1 protein-coding gene is annotated in these 931 nt (G+C 31.9%); it reads left to right on the forward strand.

Annotated elements, in window-relative coordinates; translation table 11 throughout:
* The first annotated feature begins 193 nt into the window (after positions 1 to 193).
* A complete protein-coding gene (locus HGC4_RS16255; RefSeq protein WP_050711197.1) occupies positions 194 to 901 on the forward strand; it encodes a hypothetical protein in 708 nt (235 codons plus the stop codon).
* Positions 902 to 931: the final 30 nt, after the last annotated feature.

The following is a 931-nucleotide window of genomic DNA, read 5'->3' on the forward strand; positions in this document are numbered from 1 at the left end:
GATTTCTTTCTTGGGTATATTTGTAATACACAGAAGTATTATCAAGAAAAATAAATAACCAGAAGTGATGTAATGAATTTACTTCTGCTGGTTTTAATGCCAATATTATTTGTATAAACAGATTAAGGAATAAGTAACTGTAATATATCGTTTCTTTCGAGCATATAGTCGAACTCAATAAAATATAATTAACATGAAATTTAAAAATTTACTTATTGCACTAACAGTTGTTAGTTGCTTATTTTCTGGTTTTACATCATGTAGTGATAACGATGACAATGAAAAAGCTCCGATTATTGGAACTTGGAATCTAAAAACTACAACAAATGAAGCTGGAGTTAAAGTAGCAGATATGATAACCGACTTTGAGTTTGGTGAAGATGGTGCTGTTTTAGGAGCTATCATAGAAGGTGCCCTAGCTCAATACGGAGTCAATGGTGAAGGATTAGCTAAAAAAATAGACTACGTTAAAGCACAGTTCCAAGAAGATGGTAAGGTCAATATATCATTCAAAGAAACAGGGGCTTCGCAAGAAACCAATCTTTCCAAATTTGTAGATCTACATTACTACACCAGTGTTGATGGTAAAGTTGTATATATAGGAGTCGAAAAAGAGGTTGTAGCTGAGTTACTACCACTGCTAGGCTCTAATATAGATGCTAGTAAACTCTTAAGTATATTGGTCGAATCGGATAAATATTACTCTATTCCTCTAAATCTTGAGATTGAAAACAATTATGCTAAATTCTATCTTAAAAAAGATTATTTAGCTAAAGTGGCAACTGTAGTAGGAGAAATGGGACTATTACCAGAAGGTTTTGACTTTATTCCAGAATGGCTACAAGAATTATCAGAAAATAAAGATGTAAAACTTGACGTTGGCCTCGGCTTTATAAAATAAAATTTGAAGTAAATAATAAGAGTCACGAAT

Source organism: Dysgonomonas sp. HGC4 (genome assembly GCF_001261715.1).
Taxonomy (GTDB): Bacteria; Bacteroidota; Bacteroidia; order Bacteroidales; family Dysgonomonadaceae; genus Dysgonomonas_A.